The sequence below is a fragment of the Phaeobacter sp. HS011 genome, from assembly GCF_018101215.1.
Taxonomy (GTDB): domain Bacteria; phylum Pseudomonadota; class Alphaproteobacteria; order Rhodobacterales; family Rhodobacteraceae; genus Phaeobacter; species Phaeobacter inhibens.
The window spans coordinates 106104-122111 of sequence record NZ_JAGEUF010000011.1; the positions used below are offsets into that span (position 1 = coordinate 106104).

The window sequence follows — 16008 nt, forward strand, 5'->3', positions numbered from 1 at the left end:
TCAATGACTTGCTGAGTTTTTTACACGACAACACCTATAGGTGTTGTGGATAACTTTCACACTACATTTAGATTCTTCTTGCCGGACTCACTGGATCGTGGCATTCCCATTCTGACGGCAAAACGCGTCAGACACGCTGTACACCGTCAGAATGACTAAGAGCCTCAACAGAGGCCGAGAGTGGGCGGCAGGACATGGATGATCGTAACATTGGATACACGCAAGGCATAGGCTCTTCCGATATCGGAGCATTTGCCAACAATCTGGCTGAGTCTTTGGATCGCCAGATGAAGATCGCTTTCGAACCCGAAGAACGAAAGTCCCTACGTCGCTTCAGTTCCACCGAAGTCGCCGGCCTCCTGCGCGTAAGCACATCTAACCTGCGCAACCGGCACAAGGACGGCAGCTTCCCGGAAGTGCATACAGACAACCGCGGACACCGGTTCTACACAGCCCAAGAGATTGATGAGTTGCGCGATGTTCTTGGACGCACTGGAAAGAACGCAGAAAGCTACCGCCCAGGTCGACGTGATGGCGATCGTCTCCAGGTGATATCCGTCGTCAACTTCAAAGGCGGCTCATCAAAGACTACTACAACGATTCATCTTGCGCAAAGGTATGCCTTGCGCGGTTACCGCGTGCTGGTCCTAGACCTCGATCCGCAAGCAAGTTTGACCACGTTTTTCGGCTTTCGGCCCGAGCTTGAGTTCGCCGATGGCGGCACAATCTATGATGCTTTGAGATATGAGGACCAAGTTCCTCTCTCGAACGTCATCCAAAAGACCTACTTCCATAAGCTCGACATGGTGCCCGCCGGTTTGATGCTCTCGGAGTACGAAACCGAGACCGCAAACGCTCTCGCCCGTCGCGTACAGCCCATCTTTGCAGAGCGCCTCGCCTTGGCGCTTGAAGAGGTTGAGGCAAACTACGACATCGTCCTGATCGACTGCCCGCCTCAGCTTGGGTTTCTAACCCTGACTGCGCTGGCAGCGTCGACGGGGCTTTTGGTTACCGTGGTACCTGGCATGCTTGACATCGCATCCATGAGCCAATTCCTGAAGCTTGCTTCAGAAACGGTCAAGGCCGTGGAGGAAGCCATCGGTCGGCGTGTCACATGGGATTTTGTCAAGTTCCTGATTACCAGATATGAACCGTCGGACGGTCCGCAGACCCAAATGGCAGGCTACCTGAGATCAATTCTGGCAGGTCAGGTCATGACAGAGCCAATGCTGAAGTCTACGGCGATCTCCGACGCGGGGATGACCCAGCAGACCGTCTACGAAGTCGATCCAAGCCAATTCATCAGAAAGACAATTGATCGCGCCCTGACCAGCGTGAATGGCGTTGGCGATGAGCTAGAGCAGACGATCCAAATGGCATGGGGGCGTCGCTGATGGCCCGAAACATCTTCAACCAGCCTCCAAGGAATGAGACGGAGAGCGGAGCCCCCTCCCCTACCCCGCCAAAAGCGGCAAAGCTGCCGGGATCTGTTGGAGGATTGCGCGACTCTTTGCGCGAGATCACAGCAAACTCGATTCGCGATATCGAACCCGATCAGATTGACATGGATGGGCTGCGCGATCGGTTGGTGCTGGAAGATTCCAGTATCGATGAGTTGGCCGAGAGCATTCGCAAGCATGGCCAACAAGTGCCCATCATGGTCCGTCCATCAGCCCAACCGGACAGATACCGCATCATCTACGGCCGCCGCAGGCTTGCGGCGATCCGTAAGGTCGGTGGAACGGTCAAGGCAATTGTTCGAACCTTGGACGATGACGCATCTCTGATCGCTCAAGGCCAGGAGAACAACCTCAGGCTTGATCCGTCTTTTATAGAAAAGTCTCTTTTTATCAAAGAGATGCAAGAATCCGGGTACAAACCCGGTGTCATTCAAGATGCTCTAGGTCTGACCCGGCAAGGCGTATCCAACCACAGGGTCGTCATAGAACAACTGCCAGACGGTCTTGTTCAACTCATCGGGCCAGCACATGGGATCGGACGACGGCAGTGGGGTGATCTAGCTGCCTTGTCGGTGAAGGTAGATTTGGTGGACATCGCCAAAGAGGCGCTCGCCGCCCTGCCCGACGACACTCCTAGTTCCGAAAAGTTCCAAGCGGTCTATTCGGCTTGCTCGAGCAAAGCACGTAGCGACAAGAAGCCGCCCAATCGTGGGCTGACTTCGGTCATCAATGATGAGAACGGCAGTTCATTGGGCACGCTGACAATCGATGAGAAGGCGATCGCGCTCAAGGTCACCAAGAAGGACAATCCAGAATTCGGCCAATGGCTCGAAGAGCACGCGGAAGCTACGCTTTTGCAACTCTTCGTACAGTGGCGGAATGAGAGAGGCTCTGGGTCCTAACCCAGGCCACACAGAGCAACACGAGCAGAGGAGAAAAGCGAAGACCCGAAAGAAAAGAGCCCCCCAAAGTTTCCCCTGGAGAGCCCTCATCATCTGATTAGCATCTTTGATGTAGCAACCTCCAGCATACCGGTCAAGAGTCACCGATTCGGTGGACTGATATTTTTTGCCTTTTTCCGCGAAAATTCGAGGAAAGAGACGGGGAAGTTGTGGGCCGAACGGTCGTCGTGAACAAGCCATGGCATTTACAAAACTCTCGATCGAAGCCGCAGGTGCTGATGCAACCCGCGGCTCATTTCCCCCATCTGAAACCGACGTCTGGACCATCTTCAGAGCCCTGAGAGATGCACGCAGCGTGTTTGGTCTACGTCCTGGCCACATACAGACACTTCAAGCAATGCTCAGTTTTCTGAAACCTGGCCATGGCGAAACGGTTTTTGCGTCTAACGATTCACTTTGCCAGCGCGTTGGCGGAATCGACGAACGGACACTCCGGAGGCACATCAACCGCTTCGTTGAACTCGGATTCATCAAGCGCAATGACAGCTCGAACCGAAAGCGCTACCGCGTTCGCTCATCCGGCGGGGAGTGCATCAGTTATGGATTGTCTCTCACCCCCCTGCTCCAACGTGCGAGCGAGCTTATAGCCATCGCGCAAGAGATGGAGAATAACCGGCGAGATCGGATATTTGTCCGCAAACAGATCCTTACAAAGCTCGCCCATTTGGAAGAGCACGATCCTAGCAACGCATTCATCAACCACGCACGGAAAGCTCTACGCAGGAAGCTGAGCCTCCCCGAATACCACGCTCTGCTCGCCAATACAGATGCAGAATGCCAGAGTTTGTCTACCCCGGATGACCCGCCTGAAACTATGGAATTGCCCGCCAATGACGGACAAACTGTCCGGCATCAATCTAAGTCTGAAGAAGAAAAAAAAGATTTAGATAGCAACATAGGCCTTGAGGCCCTGAAACCAGACTTGCTGACCTCAGTCTGCGATCAGGCGACATCGTTCTCCACAGAGAGACTTAGAAACTGGTTGGACATTGAAAACCATGCTCGAACACTTGCACCCATGATGGGCATTCACCCAGAGACTTTCGAGAAAGCCAAGAATGCTGTAGGAGCTCAGAAAGCGTCATGCGCGATCTTCATCATGCTACAGCTTGGAAAACGCATCAGGGATTTTGCAGCGTATTTTCACAGTATCACCCTGGGTCAAAGGCAAAACCAATTTGATCCATTAGCTTTGATCAAGCGACTGTCCGAAAACAATGAGCGAACTGTCTAATGTCCACCGCGGTGGACTTCGAACGAGAATCGGCGCTTGTGGCAACCAAAACTGTCCAAACGCACATAGCGGCGCGTGGTGGTTCTTCAGTTTATCTCAGACCAGCAGATGTCCACCGCGGTGGACAAGTGACACATGAGCAAGCCTTGATGAAAATCTGGCCGCCCATGGAAGAAATCGGCGGCCAGGCATTACACCCTAAATGCCTAAAGTTATTGTGGGAGGTCACCGTCTCCAAAGAGGTTTGGAAAGAGCCGCTCTCGATAATCCAACGGAAACGCCAACCGAACCGGCGTCTTCGGCGAGGCGGACCTCAGGTATCCGGCGGCGGTTAGTTTACTCAGCGTGTTGCGAGCAGTACGCTCGGACGTCTTGAGCACAATCTGCGCATCGCCTCGTTCCAGTGCCCCATGCCGAAGAACCGCCGAGATTAGTTCCGGCGCTCGCTTGTCATCGATGGTATCTGCAACAAGACGACGATACCGTTGGTCTAGTCCGCCGAGATCGAACAATCTTGCTGAGAAGGTGATCTGGTCGAGCGTCACCTTTAGGAACCATTCACTAAACGTCTTCAGTGCCGCTTCTGACAGGTTCCCCCGTCCGTCGCGGTCTCCGCGGCGTGGACTGTCGGCCAGATCCATCATCCGTTTGTACTCGCCCCGATCGGTTAGCCCGCGGGCCAGCCCACGTGATACGGACCAGAGCCCTTGGCCACCAATCCCCGCTGTGAGGGCCATGGCATGAGACATCAGTCTGCTGACACGGCCGTTACCATCCGGGAAAGGGTGGATGTAGTTGAGCCGGTGATGCGCAGAGGCGATCGCGATGATCCGTCCGCTCGAAGACCGCGCCGCAATCTGAAATCGTTTGTCGAAATGGTCCATGAATGCCGCGACGCGCGACGATGAAGGAGGTAGGTGGCGCCCGACCGCAACTTCCCGATCATCATCCTGGCGCATGCGTCCCGGAACGATGGGCTCTTGTGTGCCGTCGGGATGTTCGATGACCCGAAACTCATCCGGCATCTCGTCGTAGAAGCTCTTATGGACCCAAGTCAGGAATTCGACGGATGTGGGGCGGGGCAGGGTGCCCTTGCGATGCATCTCGTCGATGGCCCGTTGAACGATGACGTGCGCCCGGGCCTCAAGGGCGAGGGGACGGGTTTCTTCCTCAAGCTCGGCGCCAGCCAGCGCCCTTTCGATGTCGCGGGGGCGCGTGTTGTGTCCTTCGATCAGGTTGGAGTAGTAGCAGTTCATCACACGGACGAGATCGGCAAGTTCGGCTGCGCTGTCAGGATGCAACCCTTGTCCCAGCCCGGTGGCTTCCCTCTGGATGTCGACCGAAAGGTCTGCCAGTTCTGTCGGAATATGCTCCTCGAAGAAGCAGGGTTCGATCCTGGCGGGTGTTTCCAGCATTTTGCCGATCTTCCATGTTTGCAAAGTAATTGAAAAATAAACACATTTTGTACTTTTAAGCAAGGTTTTGCCGATATGCGTTGCCGATCTTGGTTGCCGATCTAGAATTGCTGCATGAAATCAATGGCTTCGGCAGATGTGCCGGGCTTTTCGGTTTTGTTGTGTGCCCAAAGGGGCCGAAAAAAGAGAAAGTGTTCTTCGGGTTTTGTGACTGACGGATGAGGACCTTTGGGGTCCCTCAGATGGGTCCGGGCCGGATTCCGGTCTGTCTTTCCTGATGAAGGGCATTCCCATGCAAACAGGTGTCTTGCGCGTGCTCCGCGCAACCGCTGCCTCGTGGTGGCGGCATAGAGAGTTGCGCCGAACTGGCCAGACGTTGCTGGCACAGCGGCTCGAACGCCAGACCGTCCTGCGTGATCTCGGCTATCTGAAGCAGGCCGCGTCATTACCAAACGCGCATGTGATCTGCGGAGAGGGCGGGACATTCATCCATCTCGGCTGGACCACCGTTTCGACCTTCGCGCTGATCGAGCGCTTTCCCTTGGCCACTCTTGCGGTCGCACGAGGAACCCCGTTCATCGATATCCGACCCATCAGTGACGTCATCGCCTTCGCGAACTTGCCGTGCGTGGCGCGGGACGGATCGGTTGACCCTGAACCTTCGGGTTCCGGCAAGTCCGTCTCGCTGACCACCTACATCGACATGGTCGAAGGGCTCGGCGCGAGGATCCTCAACGATCCGCGGTCCCATCAGTCAGCCTGATCACCACTTACTCTCACCAAAACTCGAAAGGAGGCCAGCCATGGCCCGATCCCGCACGCCCAAATTCGATGCCTCCGAGGTCATCACAAACGAAATCATCCGCATCATCGAGCGCGGCGTCCTGCCGTGGCGCAAGCCATGGACCGCAGGTGGCAGCTCTCGTCCCCTGCGCGTGGGCGGAGAACCCTACCAGGGAGTGAACAACTTCCTGCTGACGATGCGGACCGTGATGGCGGGCCACAGCTCACCTTTCTGGATGACGCTGCCGCAAGCCAATGCCTTGGACGCAAAGGTCCGCAAGGGCGAAAAATCCTCTGTCGTCGTTTATTACGGTCAAAGCCGGAAAGATGCGGGCGCAGATGAGCATGACCGCAGCGACGGGGATGATCACTCCGAGGAAGCCCGCATCTTCCGCTTCCAGAAATCCTACCGCGTGTTCAATGCCTGCCAAATCGATGGCCTGCCCGACAGTTTCTTCCCCGACCCGGAGCCCGTGCCCGAGCATGCGCCGTCCGAGCCCATCCCGCACATGCAGACCTTCTTTGATGCGATCGACATCACAACCGTCTTCACGGGCACGGAGGCGTACTATTTGCCGCCCGTGGACAAGGTCTACATGCCGTCCATCACGCGGTTCCAGGACCCGCGCAATTTCTACGGGGTCTGGGCCCATGAGCTGGCCCATGCCACGAAAGCCCCGCATCGGCTGAACCGTGATTTCGGGTTCTCGAAGTTTGGCAACACGTCCTATGCGCGCGAGGAGATCGTCGCGGAATTGACCTCGGTGTTCCTGGGTCAGACGCTCGGCTTCACGGCGCATACGCTCGAGATGAATGCCGCCTACCTCCACAACTGGTTGCGCGTTCTTCGGTCGGACAAGGGTGCGATCTTCAAGCACGCCGCGGATGCGCAGCGCGCCTGTGACTATCTGATCGCACAATCTGAGGCGGGTAGGGCAGGGCGCAGTGCCGAGGCCGCCTGACCACACGGAGAACGGAGACTCGCATGTCACGCAAGGAACCCAAGACGCTGCGGGTGGCCTGCTTCGAAGACGGCCGCCGCAAGATCATCACCTTCAAACGCGGTGCCTATTGGTGGAGCCCGTCCGAGGGCGCTTACCCGCTCTCGGCGGCACTCGAGAGCATCAAGGAACAGGGCGGCTGGATCGAAACCATCCCCAACCCGAACTACAGAGCCAGAGGGCTGTTCGGGTAAGGCGCCTTCTGCTTCGGTCCTTCCGCCAAGCAGAAAAGTGAAAGCGGGCTTTGGGAAGGGTGTTTCAACTTCTCAAAGGAGATCCCATGTCCATGACCGTTCAATCCCAGCCAGACCGTCCGGATCCGACCGTGATCGCGGCGCAAAACGACGCGTTTCGCAAGCTCGCGTGCCTTGGAGTGGCGCCCGCGCAGCCCACCCAGGGCCGAATGCATGTCACCCGCTCGCTTATGGAGGCCGGTGACGGCTTCATGGCCGAGGCGGTGAAGGCCACCGGTGCGTTCGATACATTCGAGCCTGAGAATGATCCCGAGGGATGGCACGATTTTGGCGCGGTCGAGATCCGGGGCGAGACCGTGTTCTGGAAAATCGATCTCTATGAGGCAGATTCGGATTTCCGCTACGGGGCCGAGACCCCGGACAATCCTGCCACAACCATGCGCGTGCTGACCATCATGCTGGCGCGTGACTGGTAGGGTAGGAGGGCTTCCCAAAGTGTCGATCTGAAAACTCAAGGCCCACTGACCCCTCAAAGGGAAAGTGGGCCTTTTGTCTTGGTGATCCCTGAAGCCGGGGATTGGTCACGCGCGTGAGCGCGCGGGCCACACCTCACCCTCCTGGAAGGATATCCCATGACCACAAGCTTTGCTCCCCTTACCGTCGCCATCGGCGATCTGATCCCGCATCCCGCCAATGTGCGCAGCAACGCGCCGGAAACCTATGACCCCGAGAACATCGCGCATCTGAAGGCCAGCATCGCTGTGCTGGGCCTGCTCCAGCCGCTCTTGGTCCAGAAGCTTGACGGCAAATATGCTGTCCTCGCCGGTGGCCGACGCCATGCTGCGCTGAAGGAGCTGGTCGCCGACAAGGCCACCAAGGGGTTCATGGCGAAAACCAAGGTCGACTGTCGCCTTGTCCCAGACGACTGCGACGTCACCACGGCGCTGTCGCTCGCCGAGAACATCACCCAGGCACCGATGAATGCCATCGACGAGTTCGAGGCTTTCGCCCGGATGATGGAGGTCGACAGCCAGACGCCCGAGACGATCGCAAAGACCTTCGGCGCCACGGTGGCGGCCGTGAAAGGCCGGTTGCGTTATGGCCTTATCCACCCCGACATCCGCGCCGCAGCCCGGGGCAAGGTGATCACGCTCGACACGATGAAGGCCTTCGCCGAGCACCCGAGCCAGGAGGCGCAGCGCGAGGTCTTCGAGGCGCTCACGAAAGACGGCGGCTATCTGCAGGCCTACACCGTCCGTCAGGCCCTCAAATCCCGCGGCGTGCAGGTCAGCGATGATATTGGGGCCTTTGTGCGCGCGGACTACGAGGCGCGGGGCGGTGCTGTCGCGGCTGACCTTCTGGAAGAGCATTCCGTGCTTGAGGATGCAGCACTGGTCGAGACCATCCTGCTCGAGAAGCTCGGTGCCGCCGCCGAAGAGGCCCGTATGAGGCTGGGCTTTGCCTGGGCCGATGCGATGGTCCGCTATGATTACGCGACCATGGCGGACTATGGCCGCGTCTATCCCGGCCCGATTGAGCCGGATGAAGCGGCCCAGAAGCGCATCGATGAGATCACCGCAGAACTCGAGAAGCTGCAGCTCGAGATGGAGGATGAGGGGCTCGAGGACGGTGCCTACAATGCCCTTTACGAGCGCGTGGACGCCTTGGAAGAAGAAGTGCGCGATCTGCAGGAGGCCTACAGCGCCGAGGACCTCGCGCGGTCCGGGGTGATCGCGTCGTGGCAGGGTGGGCAGGTCACGCTCCATGTTGGCCTCGTCCGCCCCGAGGACACCGTGAAAGTGGAAGGCGCGCGCGGCTCGTCGGTCAACCCGACGGGGGAGGAGGCACCGGACGCCGGCGAAATCACCTATCCAGCCTCGCTGGCTGAGGACCTCAAGACCGAGCGGGCCATGGCCCTTGGCGCCGCGATGGCGCTGCATCCGGAAGCCACGCTCGATCTGACGCTCTTCAAGCTGGTCAGTGACGTTCTGGCCAGCGGAATGAGTGTCACGCAGGCGATCAAGATCGATGCCCGCAAGGAATACCGCAGCCATGCCAAGATGGACGAGATCGACGAGACCTCGCTCGAGCAGGTGGCGGCGGCGCATGATGCGCTTGATCTCTCCTGGCTCGATGACACCCGCGCGCCCGCCGATCAGTTCGCGGCGTTTCGCGCGCTGGAGGCAGGCGAGAAGGCCAAGCTCGTGGCCTATGCCACCGCCAGCACCACGCAGTCCTGCTTCGCGCGGGATCCTCGGCGCGACAGCCTGATGCATGCGTTCGAGATCGAGATCATGCCCGACATTCGCGCATATTGGACGCCGAATGCGGCGCTCTTCAACCGCTTCAAGAAGGCCTGGCTCCTGAAGATTCTCGGCGAGGATCTGGGTCTCGCCCAAGAGGCGGTGACGCTCGCCTCGTCGAGCAAGAAAGAGATCGTCGCCTTCTGCGACAAGCTCTTCGCCGAGCCTTTCGCCACACTCACGGACGCGCAGCGCGCTGCCGTGGCCACCTGGTGCCCGCCCATGATGCAGACCGCCGGTGTCGCCTGTGATGAGGCGGAGCCCGCTGCGGAAACCCCCGAGCCTGACAGCGAGGTCGCGCAAGCGGCCTGAGTCCTCACGCGACTCGCGCGAGGCATTCCCCGCGCGGGTCGACCCTCCCACACCCAACCGAAAGACATCCTCATGGCTATTCTCAAGTTCTCTGCGTCCGCTGTTGCGGAACAGATCGCCCATGCGCGCGCCTGCAAAACCTTCTTGCCCAACTGGAACGGGCCCGTGGACAGGCCCGCCCTGATCCTCATCGTCGGCAATGGTGTGCATCTGCGCTCAAACGGCATCGATGGCACGACCACCCGTATCGTCACCACCGAACAGGCCGATCCCTCCTTCGCTTTCGCCGACGGCATGAACCCGTTTCGGGACACCGACTGGATGGCGCAGCGCCGCATGGCGTTTCGCGATCTGACCGGCCAGTTCTATACCGACATCCTGGATGACGTGCAGGTGCTCATCGACCGGGGGCGGGGGGCGATCCGGCTCGCCACCGATGGCCACAGCATCCGCGTCTTCGTGCGCCGGGCCTCGGATTATCTCATCGGCGGGACCTACGAGGTGCCGTCAGGCCTCGGCGGCACCTTCCGGGTCATCCTCAAGGATGCCTGCGACACCTTCGCGATCGTACAGAACTGCGGCAATTGCGAGGATTTTGACGCCATGCAGCCCTACCGCGTGCCGCTCGATGCGCTGATGGAAATCGATGACCGGAGGGCGGCGTGATGGGTTGGCTCTTCTACACCGACGGCCGCGTCCAGACCTACGCGGATGAGAAAGCGGAGATTGCTCGGCTGTGCACCTTCGAGGGCGAAAGGCGCAAGACGGAACTGGTCAAAGCCTGCAAGGTGGGTTCGACTTGGTACGCGGCGGCAAAGGTCACAAATATCGACGGCACCCCTGTCGAAGACACGACCTATGTCACCGATGCGGATGGCTCCATCACTTTCGCCGCCGTATTCCTTACCCGATATGATGACGGCTGCTGGGGCTACAAGGACATGGAGGAAAGCGCGGGACCGGTCGAATCCCGCGCGCCACTGAGCCTATTGGCCCTGCTGTCCGAGCTGAAAGACCCAGACAGCTATGCTCATGCCTGGCGCCAGCGCTGCCAGGACTGGGCTGCGATCCCGGACTACGAGGAAGGCGACAAGATCAAGCTCGCCACCCCTGTGACGCTCACCGATGGCAGTACCTGCCAGATTGTCACCGCGACCCACTACAGGCGCGGGCGGCAAAAGCGCCGCTGCTACCGCATCGAGGAAACTGGTGGGCTCGTACGCCTGTCGAAGGCCTCGCTTGCGGGCTCGGAGCTGCTCAGCTCCACGAAAGGTGCGGCTAGCCCGGTGCTGGCGGAGTTCCTGGCGGGGCGAAATTAGGTCCTGCGCCGGACGGTTCATCGACCTGCCCGGCGACAGCAGATGCTGCGGCTTGTCTTGACAAGGCAATGCAAATGCATTACCTATCGCGGGCAGCAAAGCCCCTTTTCTTCAGGAGACTGCCATGACAGCCCTCGCACAAGATGTCTCGAAACTCACGGATCGGTATCAGACGACCGTGCCGGCGGGTGTGCGCAAACAGCTCAAGCTGGGCAAGGGCGACCAGATTCGTTACTGCACCGAGCCGAGTGGCAGGGTCTATATCGAGCCCGTGCGCAGCGACGAGGAAGATCCCGTGCTCGGAGCCTTTCTCGATTTTGTCGAGGCCGATATCAAGGCGCATCCGGACCGCATTCGGGCTTTCGATGGGGCTTTGCATGACCGTCTTGCAGCACTGGTCGGAGACGTTGATGTCGATCTCGATGCGCCGCTATCGCTCGAGGATGAATGAGCGGCGATAGCGTGCCCGCCCAAGCGCCCCTTGTCGTGAATGGATGGTCGATTTATGCGCACCCACTCTTTCTGGACCAGCTCGAAGGGCTGGTCGAGGAGGTAGAGGCGCGTAAGGCTCGCGATCCCAAGACCTGGCACAAGAAAAACCCAACGAAACGGCTGGCCGCCATCTTCAAGCTGGTCACCGAGGCCATACCTGCAGATCCGGGTGCCGCCGCTTTCCGGCAAGGCGGCACACTAGGCGATCACCGCAAGCACTGGTTCCGGGCGAAATTCTTCCAGCAGTATCGGTTGTTCTACCGGTTCAACAGCGATGCGAAGGTCATCGTGGTGGCATGGGTGAACGACGACAAGACCCTGCGCGCCTATGGCAGCAAGACGGATGCCTATGCGACGTTCAAAGGGATGCTGGAAGATGGCAACCCACCTGACAATTTCGACGCGCTCTTGAAAGAAGCTGCAGCGGCAGGCAAGCGGTTCGAGAAATCCCTTGAAGCGGTGCCCGATCGGTAAGTGGGCCAGCTTGCTATGACCCTTTGGCAACATCATTTACGACGCCACGCTCGAAGATGTAGCATCGGCTGATAATGCGGTCGGAGAAAGCACAATGAATGAGACGGAAAAGGATAGGCAGCACCTCGGTCTAGAGGAGCAATGCGCGCCTGACCTGACGGGGCACCGTTTCCCAATTGCTGTGCGCGTTGCAGACATGCCCGATGACCTCGGCAAGCTGCTGGATATCGGGCTCGAGGAGCATTTCCGTGGCCGCTGAAGCGAATTCTTATGACACGTGGTTTTGCGCGCAGGTGCAGGCCACGCTGGAGGATGCACGCTCGGGAACATCTCAGGTTCAGGTGATGCAGGCCGCACAGGCATTGATTGATGCGAAGCGGCAGGTCGAACCCAAGTCCTGACCAAGCCTTGGAGGTCAGCGCGGTCTGACTACGTCACCCTGAAAAGCGAAAGCGGGCTTTTTGTCCTTTGGAACTCAGACCCTGATCCAAAGGAAAATCCCCATGTCCAAACCCAGAACGGCCAACCCGGCTCTCGCAATCTCCGAAGCCGATCTCGCCTCTGCCCTCGCGCAAATCGGCACGGAGGTCGATGACCAGCCCCTGCGCAGTTCAGCGCTCGCGCGTATCATGCGCGAGACGTTTCATGGCAGCGATGCCGGTGGCGCCTGGGACTGGCGCATGGCCTATGACATGATGCAGGCAGCGGCCATCCAGGTGCTTCTGCGTGGGGCCGGTGCCACAGCAGACATCGCCAACGCAAAACTCCTCGCCTCACGTCTCCTTACGGAAACCCGCCGGTCAGAGCAGCAGATCCGTCTGCAGCAGTTTTCCACGCCGCTGGCATTCGCGACCACGGCGGTGCGGGCCGCGGCGATCCGCAAGGGCGAGACCGTTCTGGAGCCCTCGGCGGGCACCGGTGCACTGGCCGCTTTTGCCGCCCGGGCCGGTGCCACGCTTTTGCTCAACGAGATCGACCCCTTTCGCCAGCGCCTCCTGCGCGCGGTTTTCGGCGGCGAGGTGACGGGCCATGACGGCGAGCATATCGATGATCTGCTGCAAACGCCGGTTCTACCCGACGTCGTGGTGATGAACCCGCCCTTCGCCTCCTCGGTCGATCGTTCCCGGGACAAACACATCGCCGCCAAGCATCTCATCGCGTCTGCGAAGCGTCTGGCACCCGGCGGGCGGCTGGTGGCGATCATGCCGCCAGGATTCACGCCCGAACGCGATGCCGCGCATTGGTCGCGGGCCTGCGGTCTTCTGACGCCGCGCTTGGCGCTGACGATGCCGGGGCAGGTCTACCGCAAGCTCGGCACCTCTGTCGAAACCCAGCTGATGGTCTTCGACAAGGTGCAGGACGATGGCGAACTCATCCGCGCCGCGGTTCAGGATCTGGAGGAAGCCTTGGCATATGTCGATGCCGTGGCCGCAACCCGGATCGAGATGCGCCCCGCCCAGCGGGCTGAAGCGATCCCTCAAGCGCGACCGACCGTTCGATCATCTGCCCCGCGCAAGACCGCCGCTTCGCCTGTCGCCGCCTCCAAACCACGGCCCAATACCGTCCGTCCGCTCAGCTTCACAAGCCTTCAGACCCCGCGCGACAACACGCCCATCTCTGACATCTATGCGCGCTACCGGCCGCAGCGGATCGAGATCGCGGGTGCGCAGGAACATCCCACGCCGCTCGTCGAGAGCATCGCCATGGCCTCTGTCGCGCCGCCGGTGCCCTCAGGCGCGGCCAGTGCGGAATTGCGCCTGCCCGCGAAGCTGATCGAGGAGGGTCACGTCTCCGAGGCGCAGCTGGAAACCATCATCATGGCACATGATGCCCATGGGCGTGATCTGCCGGGGCGGTTTATGATCGATGACGACCAAACCAAGCTGACGCGTGCTGATGATGACCCGGACGCATGGGCCTATCGCCTCGGCTATTTCCTCGGCGACGGCGACGGCACCGGTTGCGGTAAGGGACGCGAATGCGCGGGGCTGATCCTTTTGAACTGGCTTTCCGGGCGCAGGAAGGCGATCTGGGTCTCCAAATCCGCCACGCTTATCGAGGACGCGATCCGCGACTGGACCGATCTCGGCGGCTCGCCCGCCGACATCCAGCCGCTCTCCAAATGGAAACCGGACCAGCCGATCACCGTGACCTGTGGCATCCTCTTCGTCACCTACGCCACGCTGCGGTCTGCGGGCAAATGCGGCACCACGCGACTGAGCCAGATCCTCGACTGGATGGGCGCAGACTTTGACGGCGTTCTTGCCTTCGATGAGGCCCATGCCATGCAGAACGCGGCCGGGTCTGAGCAGGGCAGGGGGGTCAAACCCTCCCAGCAGGGCCTTGCGGGCCTGCGGCTGCAACTGGCAGCACCCCGCGCTCGCGTCTTCTACATCTCGGCCACGGGTGCCACGAGTGTGCACAACCTGGCCTATGCCGCGCGGCTGGGGCTCTGGGGGCAGGGCCCCGAATACCCCTTTCCGAGCCGCGAGAGTTTCGTCTCGGCGATGGAAGCCGGCGGTGTCGCCGCCATGGAGGTGGTCGCGCGCGATCTCAAGACGCTCGGCCTCTACACGGCGCGCGCCCTCAGCTTCGACGGCGTGGAGTATGACGTGCTCGAACACGCGCTCACTTCGGCCCAGATCGAGATCTACGACGCATACGCGGCTTCTTTTCGGACGATCCACCACAATCTCGAGGCCGCGCTGACCGCGACTGGCGTCAACGGTGCCTCGGGCGAGACCAATGCCTCGGCAGCACGCGCCTCGGCCAAGTCCCGCTTCGAGAGCACAAAGCAGCGTTTCTTCAATCATCTGCTGATGGGCATGAAGGCCCCGACCATCATCCACGCCATCGCGGACGATCTGGCGGCAGGCAAGGCTTGCGTCATCCAGGTGGTCTCGACGGGTGAGAGCCTGTTGAAGCGTCGGCTTGAGACGATGGACCCGGAGGATGAACTCGTCGAGGGTGCCTTGACGCCACGCGACTATGTTCTCGCCTACCTCGAACAGACTTTTCCGATCCATGCCCAAAAGCTCGTGGAGATCGACGGCAACATGGTGGCTGAGCCGCTTCGGGATGAAACTGGCGCGCTGGTCGTCTCGCGCGAGGCGCTCGCTCTGCGTGACGCGGCCATGATGGAGTTGATGACGCTGGCGCCGATCCCCTCGGCGCTGGATCAGATCCTCTGGGCCTTTGGCGACGAGGCCGTGGCAGAAGTCACGGGGCGGTCCATCCGGCCCCTCAAGGCCGAGGATGGTCATCTCTTCATCGAAAAGCGCGCCGCCAGCAGCAATTCATCCGAAACCCAAGCCTTCATGGACGGTGATAAGGATATCCTTATCTTCTCCGATGCGGGCGGTACGGGCCGGTCGTATCATGCGGCGCAAACGGCGAAGAACCAGAAACGGCGGCGGCACTACCTGCTGGAGCCCGGCTGGCGCGCCGATGCGGCCATCCAGGGGCTCGGCCGCACGCATCGCTCTGCCCAAGTCAGCGCGCCCTTCTTCCGGGTCTGCACCTCGGATGTGCATGGCGAAAAGCGTTTCACCTCGACTATAGCCAAACGCCTCGACCAGCTGGGGGCCCTGACGAAGGGTCAGCGCGAGACCGGCTCGCAAGGCATGTTCCGGGAGGAGGACAATCTCGAAAGCCCGATCGCGCGGGCCGCACTACGTGGGTATTTCGCCGATCTTGCCGCCGGGCGGGCCGAGGCGATGAGCTACGAGAGCTTCACCGACTGGACCGCCCTGCGGCTGATCGACAAGGACGGGGTGCTCCTTGAGGAGCTTCCCCCGATCCAGCGGTTTCTCAACCGGGTGCTTGCCCTTCCCATCCACATGCAGAACGCACTCTTTGCCGAGTTCATGCGCCGGATTGCCGATCAGACGGAACGGGCGCGCGCGGCGGGCACGCTCGATCTCGGCGTGGAAACCCTACGCGGCGACAAGATAGAACAGGTCTCCACCGAGGATCTCTGGACCTGCCCGAAATCCGGCGCCGTGACGCGGATTATCGGGCTGGAGGTCACCGACCCAGTGTATGTGCTGGACGCCGAAG

16 protein-coding genes are annotated in these 16008 nt (G+C 60.2%); 15 read left to right on the forward strand and 1 reads right to left on the reverse strand.

Annotation, left to right across the window (positions count from 1 at the left end; translation table 11 throughout):
* Window positions 1-194: 194 nt before the first annotated feature.
* The 3 genes from repA to repC all read left to right on the forward strand — a co-directional run bounded on the left by repA (window position 195) and on the right by repC (window position 3656).
* Window positions 195-1394 (forward strand): plasmid partitioning protein RepA, encoded by a 1200-nt coding sequence (gene repA / locus J4721_RS18170; RefSeq protein ID WP_024099294.1) that lies wholly within the window; start codon window positions 195-197, stop codon window positions 1392-1394.
* On the forward strand, window positions 1394-2362 hold the full coding sequence (gene repB, locus J4721_RS18175; protein WP_024099295.1) for a plasmid partitioning protein RepB: 969 nt from the start codon (window positions 1394-1396) through the stop codon (window positions 2360-2362). Before repA ends, repB begins: the two co-directional genes overlap by 1 nt.
* Window positions 2363-2600: 238 nt before the next feature.
* Window positions 2601-3656, forward strand: coding sequence for a plasmid replication protein RepC (gene repC / locus J4721_RS18180; RefSeq protein ID WP_024099296.1), 1056 nt, complete (start codon window positions 2601-2603; stop codon window positions 3654-3656).
* 212 nt (window positions 3657-3868) lie between these two features.
* Here the strand turns inward: repC and J4721_RS18185 are convergent, their stop codons facing one another.
* Window positions 3869-5071 carry a Fic family protein gene (locus J4721_RS18185; RefSeq protein WP_024099297.1) on the reverse strand — a complete coding sequence of 401 codons (1203 nt, stop codon included), beginning with the start codon at window positions 5069-5071 and terminating at the stop codon, window positions 3869-3871.
* A 292-nt stretch (window positions 5072-5363) separates the two neighbouring features.
* Between J4721_RS18185 and J4721_RS18190 the strand changes: the two genes are divergently transcribed.
* The 12 genes from J4721_RS18190 to J4721_RS18245 form a co-directional block, all read left to right on the forward strand.
* Complete coding sequence (locus J4721_RS18190; RefSeq protein WP_024099298.1) at window positions 5364-5834, forward strand: hypothetical protein; 471 nt, start codon at window positions 5364-5366, stop codon at window positions 5832-5834.
* Window positions 5835-5874: 40 nt separating this feature from the next.
* A complete protein-coding gene (locus tag J4721_RS18195) occupies window positions 5875-6816 on the forward strand; it encodes an ArdC family protein (RefSeq protein WP_096705139.1) in 942 nt (313 codons plus the stop codon).
* 23 nt (window positions 6817-6839) lie between these two features.
* Window positions 6840-7049, forward strand: coding sequence for a DUF6330 family protein (locus J4721_RS18200; protein ID WP_040182663.1), 210 nt, complete (start codon window positions 6840-6842; stop codon window positions 7047-7049).
* 86 nt (window positions 7050-7135) lie between these two features.
* Window positions 7136-7525, forward strand: coding sequence for a DUF3768 domain-containing protein (locus J4721_RS18205; RefSeq protein ID WP_024099302.1), 390 nt, complete (start codon window positions 7136-7138; stop codon window positions 7523-7525).
* Window positions 7526-7681: 156 nt separating this feature from the next.
* Window positions 7682-9664 carry a ParB/RepB/Spo0J family partition protein gene (locus J4721_RS18210; protein ID WP_024099303.1) on the forward strand — a complete coding sequence of 661 codons (1983 nt, stop codon included), beginning with the start codon at window positions 7682-7684 and terminating at the stop codon, window positions 9662-9664.
* A gap of 72 nt (window positions 9665-9736) precedes the next feature.
* Window positions 9737-10330 carry a hypothetical protein gene (locus J4721_RS18215; protein ID WP_024099304.1) on the forward strand — a complete coding sequence of 198 codons (594 nt, stop codon included), beginning with the start codon at window positions 9737-9739 and terminating at the stop codon, window positions 10328-10330.
* Window positions 10330-10983, forward strand: coding sequence for a hypothetical protein (locus J4721_RS18220; protein WP_024099305.1), 654 nt, complete (start codon window positions 10330-10332; stop codon window positions 10981-10983). Before J4721_RS18215 ends, J4721_RS18220 begins: the two co-directional genes overlap by 1 nt.
* 124 nt (window positions 10984-11107) lie before the next feature.
* Window positions 11108-11434 (forward strand): type II toxin-antitoxin system PrlF family antitoxin, encoded by a 327-nt coding sequence (locus J4721_RS18225; RefSeq protein ID WP_005668772.1) that lies wholly within the window; start codon window positions 11108-11110, stop codon window positions 11432-11434.
* Complete coding sequence (locus J4721_RS18230; protein WP_024099306.1) at window positions 11431-11949, forward strand: type II toxin-antitoxin system YhaV family toxin; 519 nt, start codon at window positions 11431-11433, stop codon at window positions 11947-11949. The genes J4721_RS18225 and J4721_RS18230 overlap by 4 nt, the downstream gene beginning before the upstream one ends.
* 94 nt (window positions 11950-12043) lie before the next feature.
* Complete coding sequence (locus tag J4721_RS18235) at window positions 12044-12208, forward strand: hypothetical protein (RefSeq protein ID WP_009819683.1); 165 nt, start codon at window positions 12044-12046, stop codon at window positions 12206-12208.
* Window positions 12198-12350 carry a hypothetical protein gene (locus J4721_RS18240; RefSeq protein WP_024099307.1) on the forward strand — a complete coding sequence of 51 codons (153 nt, stop codon included), beginning with the start codon at window positions 12198-12200 and terminating at the stop codon, window positions 12348-12350. Before J4721_RS18235 ends, J4721_RS18240 begins: the two co-directional genes overlap by 11 nt.
* Window positions 12351-12452: 102 nt before the next feature.
* The coding region (locus J4721_RS18245) for a strawberry notch family protein (protein ID WP_211003479.1) at window positions 12453-16008 on the forward strand (3556 nt) is incomplete at its 3' end.

Excerpts from the sequence above, each read along its gene's own strand:
- J4721_RS18220 (WP_024099305.1), top strand. The coding sequence starts at position 10,330 with ATGGGTTGGCTCTTCTACACCGACGGCCGCGTCCAGACCTACGCGGAT.
- J4721_RS18235 (WP_009819683.1), top strand. The coding sequence starts at position 12,044 with ATGAATGAGACGGAAAAGGATAGGCAGCACCTCGGTCTAGAGGAGCAA.
- J4721_RS18210 (WP_024099303.1), top strand. The coding sequence starts at position 7,682 with ATGACCACAAGCTTTGCTCCCCTTACCGTCGCCATCGGCGATCTGATC.
- J4721_RS18195 (WP_096705139.1), top strand. The coding sequence starts at position 5,875 with ATGGCCCGATCCCGCACGCCCAAATTCGATGCCTCCGAGGTCATCACA.
- J4721_RS18205 (WP_024099302.1), top strand. The coding sequence starts at position 7,136 with ATGTCCATGACCGTTCAATCCCAGCCAGACCGTCCGGATCCGACCGTG.
- J4721_RS18190 (WP_024099298.1), top strand. The coding sequence starts at position 5,364 with ATGCAAACAGGTGTCTTGCGCGTGCTCCGCGCAACCGCTGCCTCGTGG.
- J4721_RS18225 (WP_005668772.1), top strand. The coding sequence starts at position 11,108 with ATGACAGCCCTCGCACAAGATGTCTCGAAACTCACGGATCGGTATCAG.
- J4721_RS18185 (WP_024099297.1), bottom strand. The coding sequence starts at position 5,071 with ATGCTGGAAACACCCGCCAGGATCGAACCCTGCTTCTTCGAGGAGCAT.
- repC (WP_024099296.1), top strand. The coding sequence starts at position 2,601 with ATGGCATTTACAAAACTCTCGATCGAAGCCGCAGGTGCTGATGCAACC.
- repB (WP_024099295.1), top strand. The coding sequence starts at position 1,394 with ATGGCCCGAAACATCTTCAACCAGCCTCCAAGGAATGAGACGGAGAGC.
- J4721_RS18200 (WP_040182663.1), top strand. The coding sequence starts at position 6,840 with ATGTCACGCAAGGAACCCAAGACGCTGCGGGTGGCCTGCTTCGAAGAC.
- repA (WP_024099294.1), top strand. The coding sequence starts at position 195 with ATGGATGATCGTAACATTGGATACACGCAAGGCATAGGCTCTTCCGAT.
- J4721_RS18230 (WP_024099306.1), top strand. The coding sequence starts at position 11,431 with ATGAGCGGCGATAGCGTGCCCGCCCAAGCGCCCCTTGTCGTGAATGGA.
- J4721_RS18215 (WP_024099304.1), top strand. The coding sequence starts at position 9,737 with ATGGCTATTCTCAAGTTCTCTGCGTCCGCTGTTGCGGAACAGATCGCC.